The following is a 19455-nucleotide window of genomic DNA, read 5'->3' as shown; positions in this document are numbered from 1 at the left end:
ACACCATGTTACCCATCGGTAGCTTAGGCGCAAATCACCAGGTTGTACGGCTTGCGCCGAATATCCGAATGACCCGCCGGTCAGCTATCCTCCCCACCATACCGAACTATATTCCGGAATCCGCGCGGGGATCGGCGCCACGCACGGGCATCGACGCCACGCGGACCCGCGGCTCAGCTGGCGACCAGGATCGCGACAAGGACGAAGACCACGGTCCCCAGGGCCAGCGCCAGGGTGAACGTGCTGAAGAACGTTCCGAGGACGGCCCACAACGCGACGGTGCCGGCGGCACCGGCCACATCAATGATCATGCGCGAACGGTTCCGGCGGGAGAACAGGGCGATCCCCCCGTCCGCGAGCATCGCCAGGCCGTACCCGGTCAGGAGGAGCAGCGACACCTCCGGCAGCGGCCTCTCGGCCGCCGCCGCCGCCAAGGACACGAGCAGGCCGGTGCCGACGACCCAGCGGCGGTGCAGGACGGCCCGGCGGTGCTCGCGGGCCTCCTCCGCCGAGGGCCTGCCGGGCGGCGGGCGGCGGCCCGGACGCCACTCCCGGGTGGTGAGACCGCGCGTTCCTGCCACCTCCGCGCGAAGGGCCGCGTCCTGGATGTGCGCCTCCCGGACCTCCCGGTCCTGGACCTCCCGGCCGTGAACGCCCCGGATCGGGGCGTCCTTGACCCGGGCGTCCCGCCGTCCGGCGGCCCGTGGGTCCGGCACCCCCGCGGCGTCCTGGAACGCCGCGGCGGAGAAGGCCGGGCGGGCGCGCGGAGTCACCGCCTGGACGACCGGGGCGGCGTTCAGGCGGGCCAGGAGCACGCTCGCGGACGGCCGGGCGGCCGGATCGCGCAGCAGGCACTCCCGGAGCATCGGCTCCAGCCAGCCGGGCACGCCCTCCAGGTCGGGAGAGTGGTGGACGACGCGATAACCGACCGCCGAGGCCGGGCCCGTGCCGTACGGATGCCGCCCCGTGGCCGCGTAGGCCAGCGTGGCCCCGAAGGAGAAGAGATCGGCCTCCGCCCCCACCTCCGCGCCCTCCAGCACTTCGGGCGCCAGGTAGCCCGGCGTGCCGAGGACGGCCCCCGACGCGGTGACCGATGGGGAGTCGAGCGCGCAGGCGATGCCGAAGTCGATGACGACCGGCTCGCCGTCGGTCAGGATCACGTTGGCGGGCTTCAGATCGCGATGAACGACCCCGATGGCGTGCATGGCGGTCAGGGCCTCGGCCAGGCCGCACGCCAGCCGTACGAGATCGTCGTCTCCGATCGGCCCGTCCCCGGAGACCACCGCGCTGAGCGGGCGGCCCTGCACGTAGCGGGTGACCAGGTAGGGGCGGGCGCCCTCCATCGAGGCGTCCAGGACCTCGGCGATGTGCGGACCCTGGACACGCCGCATGGTCTCCACCTCGCGGGCCAGCCGGGTGAGGGCGGTCGCGTCGGCCGCGACGTGCGGATGGAGGATCTTGACCGCCACCGTGCGCCCCTCGGGATCCAGCGCGAGGTGGACCTCGCCGAAGCCCCCCGCCCCGAGTCTCGACAGGAGGCGGTACGGACCGAGGCGTTCACCGTCCGGCGCGATCATGCGACTCCTTCCGGCCTGTGTCCTCCATGGTGCCGCAGAGGCGGCGATCGTGCACGGGGGACGAGGAGGACCACCCATCTACGGACACGGGGCGCGAGCTAGACGTTTCCCATCGATCATGCGTCGCAATCGGGCTTGAACCGGCGGTCCGACGCTCACCTCCGGAGGATTGCGAGGCGACGCCCGCCCGCCGGGAGGCCGGCGGGAGACGCCACCTCCCAGAAGACGACACTCACCGCCGGAAAACCAGGAAGCCACGCTCACCTCCGGGAAATCGGGAGGCGCCGCCCACCCCCGGAGAGGCGGTGGGCGACGCTCACCTCCAGAAGGTCAGGAACCCGAGGCCGAGGCTGTTCATCAGGTCGTCGACGAGGCCGCCGATGAGGTCGAGCGCGCTCATCGTGCCCCTGTTCGCCGCCTCTTTCCAGCGGTCCGTCAGATCGTTGATCGCATCGGTCGGCCGCTGCCACGGTGTGAAGGAGGCCTGGTCGACGTTCAGCGCGGTCATCACCGCGAGGAACGCCAGCGTGCCCAGGACGATCGTGGTCACCATGGCCGCGCCGGGGCTGCGGATCGCCCCGGTCAGCACGCGGGACACCGCCCTGCGCGGCTTGCCCCCGCCGGGCAGGATGAACAGTCCGGCCACGAACGCGCCCGCCGCGTAGGCGGCGGCCATGTCCTTGCCGGCGTCGTTGACGCCCATGCCGCCGACGTAGACCAGCACGCCCCACACGCACATGCCGAACATCGCCGCCAGCGGGGCCGTGACCAGCGTCGCGAGGACCGCCTTGATCAACGCCCACGGGGTGCCGAGCACCGCGAGCAGGGGGTCGGTGGCACTGCTCCCGCGCACCGAACGGCGCTGGGCCAGGTCACCGAGGAGGTATTCGCCCACGCGCAGGCAGAGCGCCGCCACCAGCGCGATCACGCTCACCACGACCGGGAACGCGCAGGCCAGGGCGACGGGGATCACCAGCAGCAGCGCCGCGGCCAGCGGGTGACCCGTGCGGTAGGGCGGGCGGTCCGCCGGAGGGGTGCGGGGCTGGGGCTCCGGATTGTGCGGCCGGAGCTGGGACTGGGGCGGCGGCGCGTACGGCCTGGCCTGGCCGGTCGGCGGCGGGGCCGGGTATCCGGCGACCCGCTGGTCGGCATACGGCGGCGGTGGCGGCGCGAACCTCACCTGCTGCGCCGAGGGCGGAGCCGGGACGTACGGCGGCGGCTGGGTCGCCGGGGCGGGAGAGGACGGAGGCCCGGCGGTCTGGCCCTGCTGAGCGGAGGGACGGGTCGGCTCGGGCCTGGGCCTGCGCTCGCGCCGTTCCGGCTTGGCGTACTCCACCGGCGGAAGCAGGTCGGAGTAGGTCCCGTCGGCGGGCAGCGCGCGGGTGCCGTTCGGCGAGGGCGAAGGCGGGGCCGGGGAGGCGGGTGACGCGGCCTGGCCGTCCAGGACAGCGGTGCCGTCGGTGTTGAGGACCCTCGTGCCGCTGTCGTGAACGGCGGTGGGCGGCGTGTCGTGGAAGGCCGTCACCGTGGGGTCGAGGGCCCGCGCCATCCGGTGCAGCGCCACCGCGCTCGGCCGGGCGGTGGGGTCGACGGCCAGGGCCTGCCGGAGCCAGGGGCGCAGCCAGGCAGGCGCCTGGTCGATGTTGGCCCGGCCCTCCATGATGTTGAAGCAGACGACCTCGAAGCTTCCCGTGCCGAACGGCGGCTTGCCCGTCGCGCCGAAGAAGACCGTCGAGGCCAGCGCGTGCACGTCGGCCGCCTGGGTGATCTCGGAATCCCGGATGATCTCCGGGGCGAGGTAGCCGGGGGTGCCGACGAACATGCCGGTCTGGGTCAGCCGGGTGGCGTTGACCAGGTGCGCGATGCCGAAGTCGATGACCAGCGGGTCACCGTTGACGATCATCACGTTGGAGGGTTTGAAGTCACGGTGGACGACGTCGGCGGCGTGGATCGCCACCAGGGCGGCGCACATGCCCTCGGCCAGCCGGATGACCTCGTCGGCGGGGAGCGGGCCGTCCTCGAGAACGGTCTCCTCCAGCGTGCGCCCCGGGGCGAACCGGGTCACGATGTAGGGCTGCTTGGCCGTCAGCTCGGCGTCGAGCACCTCCGCGACATGCGGGCTCCGCACCCGCCGCATGGTCTCCACCTCGCGGGTGAGCCGGTCGCGAGCCTTGAGATCGGCGGCCACGTGCGGGTGCAGGACCTTGACGGCCACCTCGCGCCCGTCTTCGTCGAGCCCCAGGTGGACGACCCCCATACCACCTTCGCCGATCTTCCTGAGCAACCGGTACGGGCCGAGTCGCTCAGGCGCCTGCGTGTCCCCCGCCATCACGCCGCCTTCTCTCGTAGTTGTCTCAGCTCGTCCACCACCGTTCCGACATCGACCGGTGTCCAGACGGCCGGTCCGGCGTCCTTCTTCACCGTCCCGACCGCGAGAAAGACCATGATCGCCGCTACCGCACCCAGCACCGCGGCCACGAGCATCGCCGCGCTGCGGGACGGCAGCAATGATGCCAGCGTACGTCGCATCTGGCGGCTGGGGCCCTCAACTCCGGGACCTGCGCAGATGGTCCACAGCGCGACCGCCGTGCCCCAGCTCAGCGCGTTGGGGACCGGCATGCTCCTGACGAGGACGGCGAGCAGCAGCGTCACCGGCAGGCCGAGGATCAGCGCGTACGGCACGAGCGCGACGGTGACGCCCACCGACTTCAGGAGCGCGGCCGGCTGGCCGATCACCCGGAAGACGTCGGCCGCCGCCGCGCCCACCGGCCGCTGGGCGTTGAGCCTGGGCTGGGCGATGTCGGCGGCGCGCAGCAGGATCGCGGCCGGGATCATCACCACGGCGACGATGGCCGGCGCCATGACGGCCGCGACCGCCATGACGACCAGCAGCAGCGCGCTCGCCACCCCGTACGCCTTCGAACGCTGCAGCGCGTGGCCCGGCCGCTGGCCGGGATGGAACGAGGGCGCGGACGGCTGGGGCTGAGGTTGGGGCTGCTGCTGGGGCGGCTTGGGGTGCGGGTACGGATAGGGCGGCGGCGGCGACTGCGGGGGCTGCCGGACCTGCGGCGTCTGCTCGAACGAGCCCTGACGCTGCGGATACGGCTGTGGAGGGGGCGTGGGCGAGGGGTGGTTCGGCTGCGCGGGGTAACCGGGCTGCGGGGGGTGGTTGCGGATGTACTCCTGCAGGTCCTGGGGACGGACCCGCTGAGTCGGGATGTCCCCGTCGGGCACCGGCGTGGTGGCGCCCTGCCGGCCGGCGACGTCCGGTTTGAGCTGGTTGTGGATGGCGGGGCCGCGCGTGGGGATGTCCTCCGGGCTGAGCACCCCGGTGGGCTGGTCGTAGGCCTCCTGCTGGGCCGCCGCGAGCTGCCGCAACTCCTCGGGCGTCACCCGGCGGGTGGCCGCCGGGTCGGAATCCTCCTCACCGAGCAGCGAGACGTATTCGCGCGGCTGGGCCACCGGGGCCGGGGGCCACGGCGTGGACGAGGGGACCCCGGGGCGGGAGGCCACCGGGGTCGGGACGTCGCCGGCGTCCGCCGGGAGGCCGGGAACGCCCGGAGCGCGTGAACCGGCCCGGTTCCCCTGACCTTCGGGACGCCCCGAGGCCCCCCTGGCGTCGGGGCTCGAATCGTCGAGATGCGGGAGCGTGGAGATCTCGTCGGGCATCTTGACCCGGCCGGTGCCGGGCAGCAGCCGCGCCACCTGCGCGACCAGCTCGGCGGCCTTGGGCCGCTTGGCCGGATCACGCTGCAGCGCGGCGCGCAGCACCGGCTGGAGCGCCCGCGGGACGGCGTCCACGTTCGCCTTGCCCGCGGTGATGTTGTAGAAGATCATCTCCAGCGTGCCCTTGCCGAAGGGCGGCTGGCCGGTGGCCGCGAAGACCAGCGTGCCCGCCCAGGCGTGCACGTCGACCTCGGGACCCGCCTCGTGACCCTCGATGATCTCGGGGGCGAGGTAGCCGGGCGTGCCGATGAACATGCCGGTCTGGGTCAGGCGGGTGGCGTCCACGGCCTGCGCGATGCCGAAGTCGATGAGGACGGGCTGGCCGTCCAGGATGAGCACGTTGCCCGGTTTGAGGTCGCGGTGGATCACCCCGACGGAGTGCACGGCGGCGAGCGCCGACGCCACCCCGTGCGCGATCTTGAGCAACGCGGGCAGCTCCATGGGGCCGTCCCGCTTGACGACCTCGTCCAGCGGCGGGCCCGCGATGTAGCGGGTCACGATGTAGGGCCGATGCCCGGTCACGTCGGCATCGAGCACCTCGGCGATGTATTCGCTGCGCACCCTCCGCATGGTCTCCACCTCGCGCGAAAGACGGCGACGCGCGACGTCGTCGCCCGCCACCTCGCTGCGGAGAACCTTCACCGCCACCTGCCGCCCCTGAGGATCGACAGCGAGGTGAACTACGCCCATACCCCCCTCGCCCAGCCGCCGTAGCAACTGGTAGGGGCCCAACCGGTCGTCCTGTTTCATGGCATGAAGCACCATATCGGCTTAGGCACCGCCCACGAGATGAACCATCGGGCCACATTCATCGACTCAATAACGTCCGGCGGGACCCGACGGTTTCCCGATTCCCTCCACCACTTAATATCATTTTGGCTTCACAGCGCCAGGCGAAGCACCTCCGCCGTCTTCAGCCCGGCCAGGACCGCCCCGGGAAGTGCCAGTTTGGAATGGCGGACGCCGCTGCCGATCACCACTCCCGGATGGGTCGCCACCGCCTCGTCCACCAGCACCGGCCAGCCCTCGGGCAGCCCCAGCGGGGTGATCCCGCCGTACTCCATCCCGGTGAGACTGACCGCGTCCGCCTGCGGCGCGAACGAGATCTTCCGCGCGTCCAGGTGCCGCCGGAGCACCCCGTTCACATCCGCCTTCATGGTCGCGAGCACCATGCACGCGGCGTAGCGGACCTCCCCGCCCCGCTTGGCCGCCACGATCACGCAGTTGGCCGACTCGGCCATGCCCACTCCGTACCGCTCGCAGAACGCCGCCGTGTCGGCCAGCGCGGGATCGATCTCCGCGACCTCGACCCCGTCGAGCTCGTCGATCGCCCGCGCCACCGGGTCCGCCAGCAGGTCCAGCCGCTCGCCGGCCTTCACCCAGTCAAGTGTTCCTATCGTCATCGCCATCGTCGTCTCCTTCGGATTCTCTGCTCTAGAGACTGTACGACCGCCGGACGGGACCTCAGGAGGTTCCCTGGAGCACCCGGCTGTGGAGGTCGGTGACGACCTTCCTCGCGGACTCCAGCGCCCCGGCCTGCCAGGCGACCAGGCGGGTGAGCCAGTCTCCGGCGAAGTAGACCCGGCCCGCCGGGTGCTGGAGCACGGTGAACCCGCCGGTGTAGGAGGGCCAGACGGCCCAGCCCCCCTCGATGTACGGCTGGCGCTGCCAGGCGACCGAGACACTGGAGCGAAGCTCGGACCGGTACTTCTCCCCGTGGATCTTCTTGCCCTGGGTGAGCGCGCGGTCGCGGCGCTCGCCGTGGGAGAGCCTGCCGTACAGCTCGGCGTTCTCCTCGGAGTTGTAGTAGCCGACCACCAGGCCGCTCCTGGAGTGGTAACCGTGGGAGGGATACCAGATGTGGGTGATGTCCAGGTCGGTCTCGGTGATGCCGCCGTAGATCCGGTCGTCGATCTCCCACCAGCGCCTGCCGTACTCCAGGCCGAGCTTGCCCGCGGCGATCGGGACGGGGGTGCGGAGCGCGGCGGTGACCGGGCCGCCGAGGTTGTGCGGCAGGCGCGCGAGCAGGTGGGGCGGCAGGGTGGCGATGCAGTAGTCGGCCCGGAACGCGCCGCCCCGATGGGTGACCTCGACGCCGTCGGGCAGGTCCTTGACCCCGGTGACCCGGGTGCCCGTCCTGATCCGGTCCGGCCCGACCGCCCTGACCAGGGCGGTCACGATCGAGTCCATCCCACCCACCGGCTGGAACATGGGGGTGGCCTGTTCGTAGCCGAAGTCCATGGTGATCGCCCGGCCCGTGCCCGCGGCGAGCACGTCCTGGAGGGAGGACGGCGCGGGGATCGGGATGCCGTCGCCGACGCCGGGGTAGGTCTCGAAGCCGCGGCGGGTGGAGCCGTTGTAGCCCAGGTCGGGGCCGAGGTCGCCGAAGTGCCGCAGGAACTCCGAGAGCCGCTCGCGGTCGTCCTTGGTGAGCCGCTGGTTCAGGGCACCGGCGTCGGTCGCCTTGGCCAGCAATTCCGCGACATATCCATATAAATCAGCGCGAGCTGTGCGGGAGCGGATCGGGGCCGTCATCCCCTGCGTGTAGACGTACGCCGAGGCGTTGTTGTTGACGAACATCTCGATGGGGACGCCCAGCTCGCGGCAGTAGTCCAAGGTGACCATCCACGGGGCGATCCGCCCGGGGCCCGCGTTGAAGTAGGTCCCCTCCTCGAACTCCGCCGTCTGCGTCTCCCCGTCCAGCTCGGTCAGCCGGTCCCCGCCGCGCACCGTGCGGTTCCGGCCTCCCGCCCGGTCGGCCGCCTCCAGGACCGTGCAGTCGTATCCCGCCTTGCCCAGCTCGTAGGCACAGGCCAGCCCGGCGACCCCGCCGCCGAGGATCACCACCTTCGCCGCGGCCCTGCCGCTGAGGGAGAAGTCGGAGGGCCGCGGGGGAACGAAGTCCTTCGTCTGGGAGTCGGGGGCGAGGCCCAGCGCGCCCATGGCCGCGAACATGGCCCCGGCGCCTCCCGCGGCCCCCACGCCGACCAGCAGCGCCCTGCGCGTCAGGACCCTGTCCTCACCCATGGGAAACCTTCGCCCTCGCCCGTGACGGGCTCTCGTCTTCGGTCATGACTCGTCCTCACCCATGACGAGCTCCCGCCCTCGGTCAGGGAAGGCCGGTTCGCTCAGGGGGATCGGCGGCCTCCGGTCAGGGGAGGCCGGTTCGGTCAAGGGGGGATCGGCGGCCCTCGGTCAGGGAAGGCCGGTTCGGTCGGGGAGGATCGGCGGCCAGGGGGTCAGCCGTACACGCCGCTGCCGCAGGCGACCTGGCCACCGATCATGGCGAAGAGGCCCAGCAGCGCCATGATCTGGGAGAAGTCGTCGGTGGTGAACTCGGTGTGGCGGGGGCCGGCGGACGTCACACCGGGGATGATCGCGCAACCGGCGGCGATGGCGGTGGAGTTCCATTCGACGCCGATGGTGTACGGGGGCTCCGGCACGCAGGGGCGGAAGTCGGCCACCCGGCCGAGCGCGCGGGCGGCGGCCTCGCGGATGCGGGCCTGGGCGACGGCGGGCGGGAGGAGCTCGGCGGAGAACCTGTCGACCCCGTCCTTGACCGCGACGGTCTCGACGTCGCCGAGCAGCTCGCGGGCCTCCTCGCAGACCGCCTCGTCCCCGGTCACCAGGGCCACCGGCACGCCGAGCGACCCGGCGAACGACGCGACCAGGCGGGTCTCGCCGCAGACCTCGCCGTTGAGGTAGAGATTCTGGATCTCCTTGCCCATCCAGGTGTGGTTCAGGACTCCGTGCTGGACCCCGGCCCGCGCGTGGTACCCGGCGAAACAGGCCGCCCGGTAGCTCGCGTCGAGTCCCTGGCCCATGCGCAGCGGCTTGCCCGGCCCCCTGATCAGGGTCGCCCGCTCGTCGAGCAGGTCGATCCTGAGGTTCTTGGTCGAACCGTGGGCGTCGTTGACGCGCACGGCATGGGCTCCGGCCTCGAAGGCGCCCTGGACGACCGCGTTGGCGTCGGCGGTCATCAGCTCGCAGCCGCGCTCGTACCCCCGGCCCCCGGCGTGCATCTCCTCCGGGTCGGTCAGCCCGGTGACGCCTTCCATATCCACCGAGACGTACACCTTCACGACATCCCCCAGGTCTCGACGCGACGTGCCTCATCCTCGCTCATGAACCCGACCTCGCCCTCCATGAAGTCGCGGACCCGCTCACGCGTCATGGCGCGCCCGGGTCACCGTCATGTGACGCCCCCCGGGGAGCCCGCGGAGGTCACAGAGATCGCCGAGCCCGCGGGAGGACGGCCCGCCGCCCGCCGGAGCAGCGCCTCGTTCTGGAGCATCCGCTCCATGGCGGCCGCGGTCTCCTCTGCGAGGCGGTGGGCGTCGTCCCAGCGTTGTGCCCGAGCCGGGTCGATCCGGACCTTCCCCACCTGTGCCCGCAGCTCACCGACCTCGGCGCGCAGTGACACGATCTCCCTGCTCAGCGTCTGGACCTCCCAGAGGGCGTCCCTGATGTCCTGCCGGTGATCGGCCCGGGAGATGTATCGGGCGTCGAACCATCCCCGCACCACCCGCCGCAGTCGGGCGGGAATCAGTGCACGCTTCACCATCCGCACCATAATTCGGCACAATACCGGCAAGTCACGCACAAAACCGACTAAATCCAGCAGCTCATCCGGGCTCCGCGAACGGGTCAGCGGCCGGTGAACGTGGCCTTGGACTTCTCCGCGAACGCCTTCATTCCGATCCTGGCGTCGTCGGTGGCGAAAAGGCCCGAGAACTGCAGGCGCTCGATCTCAAGGCCGGTGGCGAGATCGGCTTCGAGTCCGTGGTCGACGGCCTGCTTCGCGGCGCGCAGGGCCAGGGCGGGGCCACCGGCGAACCGGGCGGCGTAGGCGACGGCCTCGGCGTAGACGTCGTCGTCGGGGACGACCTTGTCCACCAGGCCGATCCGCAGCGCCTCGTCGGCGGACACGTGACGGCCGGTGAAGATGAGGTCCTTGGCCTTCGCGGGACCGACCAGCCGGGGCAGCCTCTGGGTGCCTCCCGCGCCGGGGATGATGCCCAGCAGGATCTCCGGCTGGCCGAGCTTCGCCGACTCACCGGCGATCCGGACGTCGGCGCACAGGGCGAGCTCGCAGCCGCCGCCGAGGGCGTAGCCGGTCACGGCCGCGACGACCGGCTTCCCGATCTTCGCGACCGCGGTGAAGCAGTCTTGCAGCACCCCCGAGTGGGTCACCATGTCGGCATAGGACATGTCGGCCATCTCCTTGATGTCGGCACCCGCCGCGAAGACCTTCCCTCCGTAGACGACCACGGCGTACACGTCAGGGTCGGCGTCCACCTGCCGCGCGCAGTCGGCGATCTCCAGCTGGACCTGCCGGTTGAGCGCGTTCATCTTCGGCCGATCGAGCCTGATCGTCGCGATCCCGTCAGCCGTCTCCACCCGCACGAACTCACCCATGAAAGTCCTTCCGCCAAAACTCCGTTATCGAACGTGCCCGGCACCGTCGACGCACCGCGCCGAGCCGCCCGGCGCGCGCACTCACGCCGGCGCCCGGTCACGCGAGGATGCCGTGGTCCAACATAGGGCTCGTTCTAGTTGACGGGCAGCGTCAGATCCCCGATTTCCTCGCCCCTCCCGGGGCGCGTGGCCAGACCTGCGATCACCTTGCGGTAGATCGCCTCGTATCCGCGGGCCATCACCTCGACGTCGAAGCAGCGCGCGACATGGGCCCGGCTGTGCCGGGGATCGAGCGCGCCGACCGCGTGGATGGCCTCGGGGAGCTCCGACGGATCGTTCCGGATGAACCCGGTGATCCCGTCCACGACCACCTCGGGCACGGACCCCCTGCCGAGGGCGACCACGGGGGTTCCGCAGGCCATGGCCTCGATCATGACCATGCCGAACGGCTCCTCCCACAGGATAGGGAAGAGCAGGCAGCGGGCCGTGGCCAGCAGTTCGCGCTTGCGGGCGGCGTCGGCCTGGCCGACGTACTCGGCGTCGGGACCGAGCCGGGGTCTGACGCACCGTTCGAAGTACTCGTGCTCCACCGGCTCGGTGAGCTTGCCCGCGAGCAGGATTCGCCGTCCGGCGGCTCGGGCGGCGTCGATGGCCAGGTGCGCGCCCTTGTCCTCGTTGAACCTGCCGAGCCACAGGACCCAGTCCTCCTTGTGCCCCCTGAAGGGAAAGGAGGAGACGTCGACGGCGTTGTAGACCACCCCCTCCCAGCTCAGGTCGGGGGCGATCCGCCGCTGGGCCTCGGAGATGCCGACGAGTGACACGGTCTCGTTGAGCACCCGGTAGTACTGGCCGAGCTCGCCGTCCACCTCTCCGTGACAGGTGACCACGGTCGGCGCGATCTGCCCGGGGGCGGTCAGCGGCCCGGCCAGCGAATGGTCGTGGATGATGTCGGCGTCGAGCTTCAGGATCATGTTGTACGCCTTGGCCGCGTGCAGGACCTCGGGCATCGACTCCCCGATCCGCTCCGAGGGCGCCTGTGCGTAGGTGGGCAGGAAACGCGCGGGGGTGCCGGACGCGCCCGCCCCGATCAGGGTGACGTCGTGCCCGCGCCGGGCCAGCCCGGCGATCAGCTCGGCCACCATCGCCTCGATGCCCCCGTACCCCTGGGGAGGCACGTCGTACCAGGGCGGTGCGACCATCACGATGCGCATCCCCTCGGCCCATCGGTGAACATCTGGAGAAGCCATGTCAACCTCGCCTCGAAAATCTTCGGATTGGGACGATCGAGGGGATAGCCGAGGGGTTGTCGGATCTGTGGTTATCGGATCTGTGACGGAGCGAGCGGTGTGGGACTACGTGGTTCCTTGAGCAGCGTGATCCCTTCCGGCAGCCCGGTGACGGAGACGCCTTCGTCGCCCACGTCGATCGTGACCCGGGAGCCCGCGAGCGGGAGTCCCGCGATGCGCATGCTCTCCAGCCCGATAGGATCGAGGCGCACCCGGCCGTAGGGAACGCACGGCTCAAGGCGGAGAAGGGTCCGGACCAGCTGGATGGGGCTCGCGGAGGCCCAGGCCTGCGGAGAGGACGAGGTGGGATACGGCACCGGCTTGGCGAACTCGGCCCGGTCGAACCCGCAGAACAGCTCCGGCAGCCGCCAGCCGAAGGACTCGGCCGCGTCCAGCAGGCCGTACACGATCCGCTGCGCCTCCTTCGCGAAGCCGTACCGCATCAGGCCCGCGGCGATCAGGGCGTTGTCGTGCGGCCAGACCGAGCCGTTGTGGTAGCTCATCGGGTTGTAGGCCCCCATGTCGGAGGCGAGGGTGCGCACGCCGTATCCGGTGAACATCTCCGGTGAGAGCAGGCACTCGGCGACGGAGACGGCCTTGTCCTCGTCCACGATGCCGGTCCACAGGCAGTGCCCCATGTTGGAGGCGAGGCTGTCGATGGGGCGTCCGGTGTTGTCGAGGCCGATGGCGTAGTAGCCCCGGTCGGGCAGCCAGAACCGCTCGTTGAACTCCTCCCGGATCCGCGTCGCGTGGGCGGTCCACTGCTCCTCCAGCGCGCTGTCACCGGCGTCGTGGGCGATGTAGGCGCGGGCGATGTAGGCGTCGTAGACGTAACCCTGGACCTCGGCCAGGGCGATGGGCGCGCGGGCGAGGGTGCCGTCGGCGAAGTTGACGGCGTCGAAGGAGTCCTTCCATCCCTGGTTGACCAGGCCGTGGTCGGTCTTGCGGCGATAGGTCAGGAACGGGTCGGCGGATCTGCGGATCCAGCCGAGGGCGGCGTCGGCGTACGGCATGAGCTCCTCGACCACCTCCTCGTGCACGCCCCACCGGCGCAGCTCGCCCAGGAGCATCACGAACAGCGGGGTGGAGTCCACCGAGCCGTAGTAGGCGCGGCCGTCGTACGCCGAGTCGGCGCACTGCGGCCCGAAACGGAGCTCGTGCAAGATCTTGCCCGGCTCCTCCTCGGTCAGCGGGGAGTCGACGGCGCCCTGCAGCCGGGCCAGGCGGCGCAGGGTGCCGACCGACAGCGACTGGTCCAGCGGCAGCGCCATCCACGAGGCCAGCAGCGAGTCGCGGCCGAACAGGGTCATGAACCACGGCGCGCCCGCGGCGATCGTCGGCGGCTCGTCGGGCATGCCGGGCTCGAATATCCGCAGCGCTCCGAGATCCTCCCTGGACCGGTGCAGGAGCTGGGAGAAGGCGCGGTTGGAGGTGGCGATGGTCGAGCTGAGCCGCTCCCAGTCGGCACGGCGCCTGGCGGGCTCGGCGTGTTCGAGCGGGTGGTGGGTGGAGAACCAGGCGGGTGACTCCTCCCCTTCCAGGATGGGGTTGACCTGCAGGCTGGCGGTCCACTCCCCTCGCGCGGGGACGACGACCCGGAAGGTGATCTTGCCCGGCATGGCGAACGGCGGGGGGTCGGCCACGATCCTGGTCCCGCGGCGCCGGGTGGCGGAGACGATCAGCAGCCCCGACCTGTCGGCGGTCGTCTCCACGTCGGCCACGTGCCGTACCCGGCCCGTCTTCACCTCGAACAGACCGGCCACGTCGGAGCCGACGTGCATGTCGACCAGGCATCCGGCCGGTTCGTTGGCCAGGTTGCGCAGGACCAGGTCCTCGCGAAGACCTCCGCCGACGTAGAGTTCCCTGATCACGAGCAGGGTGCTGTCCGCCCGTCCCGGGCGAGGACCGGCCCTGCCGAGGAACGTCGCGTGGTACGGCTCGCCCGTGAGCACGCGAAGCGCCTCGACGGGGCAGTCGTCCACCCGCAGCTCCCAGCGCGACAGCAACCGGGTGTCGGCGTAGTAGACCCCCTGCGCGCCCCCCTGCAGGATGTCGCCGTTGCGCGCGCACACGCAGAACGACCCACCCTCCACGAGGGTGACCGTACTGTCGCCCAGCGGATCGGGCTGGCCTTCGAATGTCCAGGCAGTCAACGTCGTCTCCAGAATTCGTGAGTTGCCCCGCCTCTCATACCTTTCCCAAAACGGACAGAGAGGAACAAAATCGGCCCTTTGGCCGTAGCGCCCACCCTCCCCTGACCTGCGGGAATCCTTCGGCGCTCCACTCCCGCCTACCCCCGGCGACCGGCCGGAACCCCCTCGCGGAAAGGGCGCGGATCACCGCGTTCACCGTCGCGGGCTCGCCGGACCGGCCGGGCCGGGCGCCGTGGGCCCGATCGCGGGTCCGCCCGGCCGTCCACGAGGGAGATCCATCCGATTGGTGAAGAAATCCTTCTTCAGAGACCGCGAATATGAAGAAAGACATTGACAGCGCGATCTTTACTTCGCAGTCTGACTGCACCGGATCCCCCAGTCCAGGAGCCCCCATGCGACGATCGATCTCGCTCCGCTCGGCGGTCGCGGCCATCGTGGCCGTCGGCGGCCTCGCCCTGATACAACCCGCCTCCGCCGGCACCTTGACCGGCCCCCTGACCGGCGCCCCCGTGGCCGGCTCCGCCGGCTCCCAGGCCCGGACCGCGCCCGGCGACCGGCAGGCGGCCTTCGCCGAGGCGGCCGAGGCCTACGACGTGCCCGAGGACATCCTGCTCGGCGTCTCCTACCTGCAGTCGCGCTGGGACGCCAACGCCGGCCTGCCCAGCACCTCCGGGGGCTTCGGCCCGATGCACCTGACCGACGTCGCCGCCCTGCCGCGTACCCCTCAGCACCACACCGGCCCCGACGAGGATCCCCGCGGCGACGACGCGCGGGCGGCCAGACATCCCGTGGAGACGGCCGCCCCCGCGAAGATCCCCGCCTCTCTGCGCACGCTGGAGCGCGCGGCGGAGCTGACCGGCGAGAGCAGGGAGAGGCTGCGCGAGGACGACGCGGCCAACATCCGCGGGGGCGCCGCCCTGCTGGCCGACTACCAGAGGCAGCTGGGCGCCCCGCTCGGCGGCGACCCCGCCGCCTGGTACGGAGCCGTGGCGCGATACTCCGGAGCGTCCGACGAGAGCGCGGCCAAGGCGTTCGCGGACGAGGTCTACGCCACGATCCGCTCCGGCGCCGACAGGGTCACCGGCGACGGCCACCACGTGCGGCTGCGGGCCGTACCGGACCTGCGCCCGCTGGAGAGGTGGCTGCACCGGCTGGGCCTCCGGAAGGCCGGAGGAAACGGCGTCGAGTGCCCGCCCACGATCTCCTGCGAGTGGATTCCCGCCCCCTACGCGGAGTTCGGCGCCGGCGACTACGGCAACCACGACCTGTCCGACCGGCCGTCGAACCAGAAGATCGACTACATCGTCATCCACGACACGGAGACGCTGTACGAACCCACGCTCAGGCTGGTGCAGGACCCCACCTACGTGAGCTGGCACTACACGCTGCGCTCCCAGGACGGGCACATCGCCCAGCACGTGAAGACCAAGGACGTCGCCTGGCACGCCGGCAACTGGTACGTCAACTCCAAGTCCATCGGCCTGGAGCACGAGGGCTTCCTCGCCCAGGGCGGCGCCTGGTACACCGAGGCGATGTACCGCACCTCGGCCAAGCTGGTGCGCTACCTGGCCCAGCGCCACCGCGTCCCGCTGGACCGCGCGCACATCCTCGGCCACGACAACGTGCCGGGCACCCTGCCGAGCACCGTCTCCGGCATGCACGAGGACCCAGGCCCCTTCTGGGACTGGGCCCACTACTTCGAACTGCTCGGCAAGCCGCTGCGCTCCACGGGCGGCCAGAAGTCGGGATCGGTGATGATCCTGCCGGATTACGACACCCACCGGCCCTACTACTACGGCTGCGACAGCGCCAACCCGTCGGCCGCCTGCCCGCCGCACGGCTCCTCCTCGGTATGGCTGCGCACCGAGCCGCGCGAGGACGCCCCGCTGGTCAAGGACATCGGCAAGCACCCGACCGGCGAATCGCTCTACAGCGTCTACGATCACAGCGCCCGCGCCGCCACCGGCCAGCGATACGCGGTGGCCGACCGGCGGGGAGACTGGACGGCGATCTGGTATCTCGGCCAGAAGGCCTGGTTCCACAACCCCGCCGACCACCCCACGGCGGTCCCCTCTCCCGGCCTGGTGGTGACGCCCCGGCCGGGACTCACGAGCGTCCCGGTGTACGGCAGGGCGTATCCGGAGCCCGAGGCCTACCCGGCGGACGTGCCGGTGCAGGCGATCACCCCGCTGCAGTACACGTTCTCGGCGGGCGAGCGCTACACCCTCGGGCAGGCCGCCGAGAGCGAGTACTACCGGGCGGTGACCTTCGACACCTCACAGCATCGGATGGTCCGGGGCAAGCTGCGGTACTACCAGATCCAGTTCGGCCACCGGGTGATGTTCGTCAAGGCCGACGACGTGAAGGTGTCGCTCTCCTGACACCCCACTCCCCTCACCCCGCCTTCCCGACGCCCCGATCTCCCGAGGTCCGCGAAGTCCTCTGAGGTTCGTGAAGCCTCCACGAGGTCCGCGAACCTCGTGGAGGTCCGCGAAAGTCCGCCGGGGCTCGTGGAGGTCCCGGCGGACCTCCACGAGCCCTCGGGTCAGCGCAGGGTGCCGTTGGTCATTCCCGCGGGCTCCTCCGGCACCGCGATCAGGCCGAGCTCGGAGGGAGAGGCCACCAGGGGATGGTTGGGGACGACCCGGACGGTGTAGCCGAACGATCCGGTGCGATCCAGGGGGACGGCGCCGCTGAAGACCGCCCTGCCGTCGTCGCTGTCCGCCTCCACGGCCAGATCGGAGTAGGTGGGGGTGACCAGGTCGTCGTGGAGCCCGACCCTGCCGTAGGCGGCCTGGACGCGGACGTCGCCGGGCTCCAGCTCGCCGAGGGCGATGATGGCCTTCAGCTCCAGGGACGCCCCGAGCTCGGGGGTGTCTCCCAGGCCCGAGGCCTCCACGTGCTCGACCCGGACCCCGGGCCATGCCCGGCCGACCCGGAGCTTCCACGCGGCGAAGCCCTTGGCCTGCTCGTAGGCGTCGCCCGACAGGACGCGCGCCGACCTGGCGGCCGGAGCGTAGAGGTCGACCACGTAGTCGCGGAGCATCCGCCCGGCGAGCACCTTGGGGCCGAGCGTGGTCAGGGTGTGCCGGACCATCTCCAGCCAGCGCCTGGGCAGGCCGTCGGTGCGGTCGTAGAACCGGTCCGCCACCTCGTGCTCGATCAGGTCGTAGAGGGCGGTGGCCTCCAGCTCGTCGCGGCGGTCGGGGTCGGTGACGCCGTCGGCGGTGGGAATGGACCAGCCGTTGGTGCCGTCGTACCACTCGTCCCACCAGCCGTCGCGGATCGACAGGTTGAGCCCGCCGTTGAGCGCGGCCTTCATGCCGGACGTGCCGCACGCCTCCAGGGGGCGGAGGGGGTTGTTCAACCACACGTCGCAGCCCTGGACGAGCAGCTGGCCGAGGGCCATGTCGTAGTCGGGCAGGAAGATGACGCGGTGCCGTACGTCCTCGGCGTCGGCGAACTTCACGATCTGCTGGATGAGCTTCTTGCCGCCCTCGTCGGCGGGGTGGGCCTTGCCCGCGATCACGATCTGGATCGGCCTGTCGGGGTCGAGCAGCAGCGAGCGGAGCCTGTCGGGGTGGGCCAGCATCAGGGTGAGCCTCTTGTAGGAGGGCACCCGGCGGGCGAATCCGATGGTCAGCACGTCGGGGTCGAGCGCGTCGTCGATCCAGCCGAGTTCGGCGGGCGAGGCCCCCCTGTTGATCCACGACTGGCGGAGCCGCAGGCGGGCCGCCTCGACCAGCCTCTTGCGCAGCCGTCCGCGGATGCTCCAGACATCGGCGTCGGAGATCTTGTTGACGCTCTCCCAGCCCTGGGCCCGCTCGACCAGCGTGGGCAGCTCTCTTCCCGCCAGCTCCATGATCTCGCGGCCGACCCAGGTGGGCGCGTGCACGCCGTTGGTGATGGATCCGATCGGGATCTCGTCGAGGTCGAATCCCGGCCACAGGCCCTGGAACATCTCCCGGCTCACCGCGCCGTGCAGCTCGGAGACCCCGTTGACCCGCTGGGCCAGCCGCATGCCCATCGCGGCCATGTTGAACTTGCCCGGCTCGTCCTCGGCGCCGAGCGCCAGGATGCGGTCCACGGGGACCGTGGGCCACGCGTTGTCGCCGCCGAACTGACGGCCGATCATCTCGGCGGGGAAGCGGTCGATTCCGGCGGGGACGGGGGTGTGGGTGGTGAAGACGGTCCCGGCGCGGACCGCCTCCAGGGCCTCGTCGAAGGAGAGCCGGGCCTCGGTGAGCTCACGGATGCGCTCCAGGCCGAGGAAACCCGCGTGCCCCTCGTTGGTGTGGAACACCTCGGGGGCCGCGTGCCCGCTGGCCTCGCAGTAGGCCCGGATGGCGCGGACGCCTCCGACGCCGAGCAGCAGTTCCTGCATCAGGCGGTGATCGGTGCCGCCGCCGTACAGACGGTCGGTGACGTCGCGGGCCGCGACGTCGTTCTCGGACACGTCGGAGTCGAGCAGCAGCAGCGGGACCCGGCCGACCTGGGCCACCCAGACCTGGGCGTGCAGCGCGCGCTGCTCGGGCAGACTGATCGTGACCCGCACCGGCTCGCCGTCCTCGCCCTTCAGGAGGGTCAGCGGCAGGCCACCGGGGTCGAGCGAGGGATAGTGCTCCAGCTGCCAGCCCTCGGGCGAGAGAGACTGGGTGAAGTAACCGTGCCGGTACAGCAGGCCGACCGCCAGGATCGGCACGCCGAGGTCGCTGGCCGCCTTGAGGTGGTCGCCGGCGAGGATGCCCAGGCCGCCCGAATACTGTGGGAGGGCGGAGGCGATGCCGTACTCGGGCGAGAAGTAGGCGATGCCTTTGGGCGCGTCCGAGATGGTCTGGTACCACCTGGGCGCGGTCATGTATTCACGGAGATCGTCGGCTGCGTCGGCGAGCCGTCTGAGGAAACGGCGATCGGCGGCCAGCTCGCGCAGGCGACCGGCCTCCACGGCGCCGAGCAGGGCGACCGGATCCTGGCCTACCCTCTCCCAGACGGCCGGGTCCACCTCGGCGAACAGATCCAATGTCTCGGGATGCCACGACCAGCGCAGATTAAGCACAAGCTCACTGAGGGGGGCCAACTCAGGAGGCAGGACGGTACGAACGGTGAACCTACGGATTGCTCTCACGGTGCCAGACCTTAGTTACTCAGCGCCACGAGGGCGGCCAGAATGCTCACGCGTCTCCCTCTCACCGCTATCAATCAGCCCCAAACACAACAAAGCCGGGTTGATGGGTGTGAGCTCAACTCGCCGAAGAGTAAGAGATCCCGCACTCTTCCACGGACGCGCATGAAGAT

13 protein-coding genes are annotated in these 19455 nt (G+C 71.1%); 1 reads left to right on the top strand and 12 read right to left on the bottom strand.

Translation table 11 applies throughout. The features are described 5' to 3' along the window. Positions 1 to 173 precede the first annotated feature (173 nt). The 11 genes from J2853_RS42130 to J2853_RS42085 form a co-directional block, all read right to left on the bottom strand. The gene (locus J2853_RS42130) at positions 174 to 1577 is read right to left on the bottom strand and encodes a serine/threonine-protein kinase (RefSeq protein ID WP_307567175.1); all 1404 of its coding nucleotides are present in this window, start codon (positions 1575 to 1577) and stop codon (positions 174 to 176) included. Positions 1578 to 1893: 316 nt separating this feature from the next. After that, complete coding sequence (locus J2853_RS42125) at positions 1894 to 3906, bottom strand: protein kinase domain-containing protein (protein WP_307567173.1); 2013 nt, start codon at positions 3904 to 3906, stop codon at positions 1894 to 1896. Next, complete coding sequence (locus J2853_RS42120; RefSeq protein WP_307567171.1) at positions 3906 to 6053, bottom strand: serine/threonine-protein kinase; 2148 nt, start codon at positions 6051 to 6053, stop codon at positions 3906 to 3908. The genes J2853_RS42125 and J2853_RS42120 overlap by 1 nt, the downstream gene beginning before the upstream one ends. Positions 6054 to 6184: 131 nt before the next feature. Further along, complete coding sequence (locus J2853_RS42115; protein WP_307567169.1) at positions 6185 to 6706, bottom strand: YbaK/EbsC family protein; 522 nt, start codon at positions 6704 to 6706, stop codon at positions 6185 to 6187. A 61-nt stretch (positions 6707 to 6767) separates the two neighbouring features. After that, positions 6768 to 8330: a flavin monoamine oxidase family protein gene (locus J2853_RS42110; protein WP_307567168.1), complete on the bottom strand. Its 1563-nt coding sequence runs from the start codon at positions 8328 to 8330 to the stop codon at positions 6768 to 6770. 212 nt (positions 8331 to 8542) lie between these two features. Continuing rightward, positions 8543 to 9379, bottom strand: coding sequence for a M55 family metallopeptidase (locus tag J2853_RS42105; RefSeq protein WP_307569002.1), 837 nt, complete (start codon positions 9377 to 9379; stop codon positions 8543 to 8545). Between the two features lie 2 nt (positions 9380 to 9381). After that, a complete protein-coding gene (locus J2853_RS48060; protein WP_370879492.1) occupies positions 9382 to 9477 on the bottom strand; it encodes a DUF6395 domain-containing protein in 96 nt (31 codons plus the stop codon). 18 nt (positions 9478 to 9495) lie between these two features. Then, a complete protein-coding gene (locus J2853_RS42100) occupies positions 9496 to 9867 on the bottom strand; it encodes a hypothetical protein (RefSeq protein WP_307567166.1) in 372 nt (123 codons plus the stop codon). Between the two features lie 83 nt (positions 9868 to 9950). After that, positions 9951 to 10721 carry an enoyl-CoA hydratase/isomerase family protein gene (locus J2853_RS42095; RefSeq protein WP_307567165.1) on the bottom strand — a complete coding sequence of 257 codons (771 nt, stop codon included), beginning with the start codon at positions 10719 to 10721 and terminating at the stop codon, positions 9951 to 9953. A gap of 134 nt (positions 10722 to 10855) precedes the next feature. Beyond that, entirely contained in the window at positions 10856 to 11968 is a 1113-nt protein-coding gene (locus tag J2853_RS42090) for a glycosyltransferase family 4 protein (RefSeq protein ID WP_307567164.1), read from the bottom strand. A gap of 71 nt (positions 11969 to 12039) precedes the next feature. After that, a complete protein-coding gene (locus J2853_RS42085; protein WP_307567162.1) occupies positions 12040 to 14160 on the bottom strand; it encodes an amylo-alpha-1,6-glucosidase in 2121 nt (706 codons plus the stop codon). Between the two features lie 392 nt (positions 14161 to 14552). Between J2853_RS42085 and J2853_RS42080 the strand changes: the two genes are divergently transcribed. Next, positions 14553 to 16541 (top strand): N-acetylmuramoyl-L-alanine amidase, encoded by a 1989-nt coding sequence (locus J2853_RS42080; RefSeq protein WP_307567160.1) that lies wholly within the window; start codon positions 14553 to 14555, stop codon positions 16539 to 16541. Between the two features lie 164 nt (positions 16542 to 16705). On the opposite strand, the gene glgP is transcribed toward J2853_RS42080, so the two are convergent. Then, positions 16706 to 19285: an alpha-glucan family phosphorylase gene (gene glgP / locus J2853_RS42075; RefSeq protein ID WP_307567158.1), complete on the bottom strand. Its 2580-nt coding sequence runs from the start codon at positions 19283 to 19285 to the stop codon at positions 16706 to 16708. Positions 19286 to 19455: the final 170 nt, after the last annotated feature.

The organism is Streptosporangium lutulentum, from assembly GCF_030811455.1.
In the GTDB taxonomy this organism is placed as follows: domain Bacteria; phylum Actinomycetota; class Actinomycetes; order Streptosporangiales; family Streptosporangiaceae; genus Streptosporangium; species Streptosporangium lutulentum.
The sequence above is the reverse complement of the archived record's forward strand: the minus strand, read 5'-3'. Positions and strand labels throughout refer to the sequence as shown.

Coding starts and splice junctions, on each gene's coding strand:
- J2853_RS42130 (WP_307567175.1), bottom strand. CDS start 1,577: ATGATCGCGCCGGACGGTGAACGCCTCGGTCCGTACCGCCTCCTGTCG.
- J2853_RS42125 (WP_307567173.1), bottom strand. CDS start 3,906: ATGGCGGGGGACACGCAGGCGCCTGAGCGACTCGGCCCGTACCGGTTG.
- J2853_RS42120 (WP_307567171.1), bottom strand. CDS start 6,053: ATGAAACAGGACGACCGGTTGGGCCCCTACCAGTTGCTACGGCGGCTG.
- J2853_RS42115 (WP_307567169.1), bottom strand. CDS start 6,706: ATGACGATAGGAACACTTGACTGGGTGAAGGCCGGCGAGCGGCTGGAC.
- J2853_RS42110 (WP_307567168.1), bottom strand. CDS start 8,330: ATGGGTGAGGACAGGGTCCTGACGCGCAGGGCGCTGCTGGTCGGCGTG.
- J2853_RS48060 (WP_370879492.1), bottom strand. CDS start 9,477: ATGACGCGTGAGCGGGTCCGCGACTTCATGGAGGGCGAGGTCGGGTTC.
- J2853_RS42100 (WP_307567166.1), bottom strand. CDS start 9,867: ATGGTGAAGCGTGCACTGATTCCCGCCCGACTGCGGCGGGTGGTGCGG.
- J2853_RS42095 (WP_307567165.1), bottom strand. CDS start 10,721: ATGGGTGAGTTCGTGCGGGTGGAGACGGCTGACGGGATCGCGACGATC.
- J2853_RS42090 (WP_307567164.1), bottom strand. CDS start 11,968: ATGGCTTCTCCAGATGTTCACCGATGGGCCGAGGGGATGCGCATCGTG.
- J2853_RS42080 (WP_307567160.1), top strand. CDS start 14,553: ATGCGACGATCGATCTCGCTCCGCTCGGCGGTCGCGGCCATCGTGGCC.